General features: G+C 41.9%; 4 protein-coding genes. 1 reads left to right on the forward strand and 3 read right to left on the reverse strand.

All coding sequences use genetic code 11. The features are described 5' to 3' along the window. The 3 genes from LD39_RS17845 to nadE all read right to left on the reverse strand — a co-directional run. Positions 1-1,645 (reverse strand): DNA mismatch repair protein (locus LD39_RS17845; RefSeq protein ID WP_052158943.1); only part of this gene is annotated, 1,645 nt, incomplete at its 3' end. Between the two features lie 410 nt (positions 1,646-2,055). Continuing rightward, a complete protein-coding gene (locus tag LD39_RS17850) occupies positions 2,056-2,625 on the reverse strand; it encodes a cysteine hydrolase family protein (RefSeq protein WP_035550988.1) in 570 nt (189 codons plus the stop codon). A gap of 5 nt (positions 2,626-2,630) precedes the next feature. Further along, positions 2,631-3,380 carry an NAD(+) synthase gene (nadE, locus tag LD39_RS17855; RefSeq protein WP_035550998.1) on the reverse strand — a complete coding sequence of 250 codons (750 nt, stop codon included), beginning with the start codon at positions 3,378-3,380 and terminating at the stop codon, positions 2,631-2,633. Positions 3,381-3,592: 212 nt separating this feature from the next. Here nadE and LD39_RS17860 point away from each other — a divergent pair. Then, positions 3,593-3,804 (forward strand): PIG-L family deacetylase (locus LD39_RS17860; RefSeq protein WP_035550992.1); only part of this gene is annotated, 212 nt, incomplete at its 3' end.

Below are 3,804 nucleotides of genomic sequence, written 5' to 3' on the forward strand. Positions count from 1 at the left end.
ACTTTGGTTCTTCTCTTTTTTTCTTTGGAACAGCTTTGTTCCTTGCATAGCGGTTACTAGCTACTTGCCTTCGATAAGCCTCTTGTTTCAAACTTTGCTCATCCACTTCAAAACTAGACTCTTGCTTATACGTAATTTGATACGCATGTTTCAAAATATCAGGATGTAACCCAAGCTTATGAGCAATGTCAAAAGCCTGACTTTTTCCTGATGTTCCAAGCAACAGTTTGTAAGTGGGCTTCAAGGTTTTCAAATCAAACTCCATTGCTCCATTAATGAAGCCAGGTTTATTTCGTGCATATTCTTTCATCTCACTATAGTGAGTCGTAGCAAGGATTGTCGACCCTTTTTCAGCTAGTTGATCCAAGATTGCTGTGGCGAGTCCCATTCCTTCACCCGGATCCGTCCCTGAACCGATTTCATCCAATAGCAGCAGGGAATGATCATTAGCTTCTTTCAAAATATCGATTAAATTTACAAGCCTTGAGCTAAACGTACTCAAGTTTTCTTCAATGCTTTGGCCATCTCCGATATCGACAAGAATGTGCTGGAAGATTGGGAGTACTGTGGCTTCCTTCGCAGGGATAGGCAGGCCGGTTTGAGCCATGAGACAAAGTAGACCAATCGTTTTAAGCGTCACTGTCTTCCCTCCAGTATTAGGGCCAGTAATGAGCAGTGCTTGTTCTGTCTCATCAAGATGAACCGTCAAAGGGACGGCTTTCTCCCCTAACAGCGGGTGTCTTGCCTCCATCACATTCATAGCGAACCCTTCTGAAAAAATCGGAGTGCTCCCTTTGATGGACCGGCTGAATTTTGCTTTTGCAAAAAGGATGTCGTAGTGATGCATCGTTTCAATAGCGATCTGCAATTCTTGTTCATGACGAATGACTTCTCCTGTCAACGAGTAAAGAATCTGCTCTACTTCGTGTTCTTCATTCATTTTCAAGAGCTGAAGTTCTTCTTGAATCCTTGTAATTTCCTCAGGCTCGATGAATACCGTTGCACCTGAAGAGGACTGATCTACAATGGACCCCTTCACTTTGTTTCGGTTTTCCCGCTTGACAGGCAATGTGTAACAACCGTTCTTCTCTACGGGTTGCGATTCCTGCATATAGGTTTTATATTTCTTTGCCTGCGCTTCAAGTCTTTCTTTTAGACGCGTCTGCTTGATGCCGATCTGTTTTCTGATTTTAGCAAGAGCTTTGGAAGCATGGTCATCCACTTGCCCGTGCCGGATGCTTTGCAAAATATCTTCTTCCAGTTGACTTAGATCTGCAATCGATGAAGCATATAAATGTATGGCAGGGGCAATGATAGCTTTATCCGCCATAAAGCGCTTCAACTTTGTACAATGATCAAGAAAAGAAAGCAGACTGGAAAACTGGTTCGCACGGATATACACTCCCTTTTTCCCCTGATCGATCATATAGCTCACATCATCCAGCGTATGAATAGGGACATTGCCACTAACGTTCAAAATGGCAATCGCCTCCTTCACTTCATCATGCTGTCGCTCTAATTGTTTACGGTCTCTTGATGGAGAAGCATGCCGTATCGATTCTTTTCCTTCCTTCGTGAAGGCATAACTGCTTACGTTTTCAAGTATCTCAATGAATTCCAATGTTTGATAGGTCCGTTGATTCAATGTAAGAATCCTCCTTAAATATTTAAAAAAGTCTATAAAAAAAGCCGCGACAAGCTGAAGTAAGCTCGTCGCGGCTTGATGAACAGAAACACGTGCTCACTAATGAGCCGTGATCTTTCTTGCTCCGCCACTAAACCATATAAAAAAGCTATGACTGAATAAGCCAGTCATAGCTAATGAATAATGGTTCGGCTATGCTTATGCTTGTTCTTAACTGTTCCTGTAAAACGTCATCACAAACTAGACGTGCCGATTGCACATCCGTCTGTACGTTATACAAGAAAATATCCAGTTGATGGATTAGTTAAGAACAACCACACTCATAAATCATTCTCCTCTTAATTAAGGATATTCGTGGCGGAGCCACATTCTGTTCATATCTTTAATTTATGCGATATTGTAAGGAAAAGTCAATAGTCAAAGATTTCTTTTCTGTCTGCCTGCGTACTTTTTCTCGTATCGACGGACAAGGATCTCTCCATAATGCTGATGGCACTGTTATTTCCTTCTTCTGACTCTGAGGCGATGCAGTCAGAAGGAACCCAGATTTCATATTCTCTCATATAAGCATCGTTCGCCGTAAATAAAACACAAATATCTCCAGCTATACCAGTTAGAATTAATTTCTTCACCCCAAGTTGACCTAACAGAATGCCTAACTGTGTCCCGAAGAATCCCGAATGTTTCGGTTTTATGATAAAGTAATCATCCTCATCAGGAAGAATTCTCTCGATAAGTGGTTTCCCCGGTCCTTTTTTGCACTCATCAATAAGATCAGATACATTATCCTGCCAAAGACCGAAGTTATCATTCACGTAAATGACCGGGCATCCTGAGTCCTTCATTTCTTTCTTTAGCGCCCGAAGGTTTTCAGCCATTGGCAAAGCGTTCTCCAATAAAGCCTCTCCTCCATCAAAGTCCATCTTATTGATCATATCGATGATGATCAGTGCTGTATCCTGTTGCTCTAGCTGCTTCATCGTGTTCACTCTCCTTTATACCTCTCAGGTGCAGCAGGAATTTGACGTTTATGCTCCGTTTTCTTATGAAGCTCTCGCAAACGCTTTTCATCCTCTCTGTCGACCTTATCCCCACGTAAAAATGCGTCGATCGTGTCATATGAGATTCCTAATTCCTCTTCATCCGATTGACCTTCCCACAACTCTGCGCTCGGTTTTTTATGAATGATGGAGTCAGGCACATCTAAGGCTTTCGCCATCTCACGAACTTCTTCTTTTCTCAAATGCAATAAAGGAACCAAATCGACTCCGCCATCTCCATACTTCGTAAAGTATCCTGTATAATCTTCCGCAGCGTTATCGGTGCCGACCACTAAATAATTATAATTATTCCCGATCGCATACAAGGTGCTCATGCGCAGTCTTGCTTGTAAATTAGCTCCGCCTAGCTGGGAGTTCTCTTCATTCCAGTCTCCCTTTTCTTCTAATTGTCTCTGAATGGTAGAATATGTCTCTTTATAAGCATTTGTAAGCTCGACGCCTACATAATCCAAATCCGCTCCTTCTACAACACTTAAAGCATCTTCCTGATCTTCAACTCCTTTGTTAATCGGCAAAATCACACCTAATGACTGTTCAGGAAAAGCGTGTTTAATTAGATAGGAAACAACGGCTGAATCGATCCCACCACTGATTCCTACCAGCAGCCCGTCAGCTCCAGCTTCCTCTACTTTATGTTGCAACCAATCGGTCAAATAGTCTATTCTTTCTTGCATTTCCATTACTCCCTTCTTTTTTTACACTATATGGATGATGTTCCTTGTCACAAAATAATATAAACCTATCCTTCTAGAAAAAAATGGATCCTAATCTCCCATAAAATATTCAATTCGCTTCATCCCCTGAGACACGAGAAACAAATAGCTTTAATTTTGTATAAAATTAAGTAATAATGAAAAAATAGAAGTCTGCCGAAGGAGTGATTTCCATGATTGAAAAAGAACGCCACGTTCTCGTGATTTTTCCGCACCCTGATGATGAAGCTTTCGGGGTCTCCGGAACAATCGCTTCCCATATAAAACAAGGAACCCCCCTCACATACGCATGCCTTACTTTAGGTGAGATGGGTAGAAACTTAGGAAAACCAGCTTTCGCAACACGAGAAACCCTGCCAGAGATCCGTCGGAAGGAACTGGTCAA

It is taken from the genome of Halobacillus sp. BBL2006 (genome assembly GCF_000786645.1).
Lineage (GTDB): Bacteria > Bacillota > Bacilli > Bacillales > Halobacillaceae > Halobacillus.